The organism is Candidatus Darwinibacter acetoxidans (assembly GCF_041936445.1).
GTDB lineage: Bacteria > Bacillota > Limnochordia > Darwinibacteriales > Darwinibacteriaceae > DTU010.
In genome coordinates, this window is record NZ_JBHGXH010000189.1 from 1 (window position 1) to 1,522 (window position 1,522).

Sequence of the window (1,522 nt, forward strand, 5' to 3'; positions counted from 1 at the left end):
AAAGATCCCATCCCGCGTCACTCTGGAGATGGTGAAATTCGCTGACGTATCCGACGAGATAAGCAGCGAAGAAAAGTTCTACCGAACCCTGGATCTGGTGGCGAAAGCCTGCACCCCATCGAACCCAAAGATCACCGCCGATTGGCTGCTCGACAACACCGACTTTGACCAGATGATGGACTTCTGCGAGTTCGTTCTCGAGCCGATCAGGGCGAGGGCGGAAAAGGCGGAAGCCCCCCAAAAAAAGTAACCCTGGAGCTGGGCAGGCTCATCGCCCAGCTCGGGGCTATCTACGCCTGGGCACGGCCCGACTACCTCTTGGACCACATGAGCATTGACGAGCTCTATATGTATCTTGACTACGGCCTGGAATTCGAAGAATACCGGGCTTCTTTGATCGTTGGCAAGCTGAACGAATCCATGGGCGGTAAACGCCAAACACGCAAGAAGGGCCCGGAGAGCGATAGCCCGGACAAGGCGGAGTTCTATAAGCACTACGGCGACAAGATCAAGCTACCGGAAGGCGGTGAGACATAGTGGCAGGAACCCTCGGCACCCTGGCGGTGGCCATCACCGGCAACCTCTCAGGGCTGGAAAAAACCTTTAGCGACATCGAAAGCAAAGCCGATGCATTCGGCAGGAAGATGGAAGCTGCCGGCAAGACCGTCAGCAACGTCGGCCGGGGCATCACCAGCGTTGGCAACACTATGACCAAATATATCACCGCGCCTGTCGTGGGTGTCACCGCTGCGGTTGGCGGCATGGTGGCCGCGTTTGGCTGGGGCCGTCTGAAAGCGATAGACGCGGCGAAAGCGCAGCTTGAAGGGCTCGGCTATGCTGTCGAAGATGTCGAGCGTATATCCAAGCATGTCAGCGCCGCCGTCCAAGGCACCATAATGACGATGGCCGAAGGCACGTCTGTTGCGGCCGGGGCGCTGGCGGCCGGCGTCAAGGAAGGCGCTGAACTGGAAAAATACATCAAGCTGGTCGGCAGCGCCGCAGTAGGAGCAAATAGGCCCATCAGCGACATGGCGCAAATATTTAACCGTGTCCAGGGCGGTGGCAGGCTGATGACGCGGGAGCTAAACATGATCGAGCAAGGCATGCCGGGATTCGCCATGGCCATGTCGAAACACCTGGGCGTGTCGCTGGAAGAATTTCGCAAGATGGTCACGGGCGGCAAGGTATCATCCAGGGAGTTCTTGACCGTGATGGAGGACTTCGCCGGAGGAATGGCCGATGCATACGCAGGCACCTGGGAAGGCATGGTGGCAAACACAAAGGCGAACATCGGCATCATTGGCGAGAATTTGCTTTCCGGCGTTTTCGAGCAATCAAAAGAATCCATCGCGGAATTTCTCGATCTGCTGCGCTCAGATAAGGTGAGAGAGTGGGCGAAAGAAACAGGGGCAAAGATCGCCGAAACCTTCGGTAAAATCATTGAAAAGGTTAAGAGCCTCATTGAGTGGTGGGGTGGTCTGTCGGACGGAACAAAAAAAGCAATAGCGACGATAGCGGGAAT

At 56.6% G+C, this 1,522-nt stretch carries 3 protein-coding genes; all 3 read left to right on the plus strand.

All coding sequences use genetic code 11. From position 1 onward, the window contains the following. Positions 1 to 250, plus strand: a 250-nt coding sequence (locus ACE4YL_RS06980; protein WP_461369425.1) for a hypothetical protein, incomplete at its 5' end; no start/stop codon positions are given. 98 nt (positions 251 to 348) lie between these two features. Next, positions 349 to 537, plus strand: coding sequence for a hypothetical protein (locus ACE4YL_RS06985; protein ID WP_461369426.1), 189 nt, complete (start codon positions 349 to 351; stop codon positions 535 to 537). Continuing rightward, positions 537 to 1,522, plus strand: a 986-nt coding sequence (locus tag ACE4YL_RS06990; protein ID WP_461369427.1) for a tape measure protein, incomplete at its 3' end; no start/stop codon positions are given. The genes ACE4YL_RS06985 and ACE4YL_RS06990, both read left to right, overlap by 1 nt.

Excerpts from the sequence above, each read along its gene's own strand:
- ACE4YL_RS06985 (WP_461369426.1), top strand. The coding sequence starts at position 349 with ATGTATCTTGACTACGGCCTGGAATTCGAAGAATACCGGGCTTCTTTG.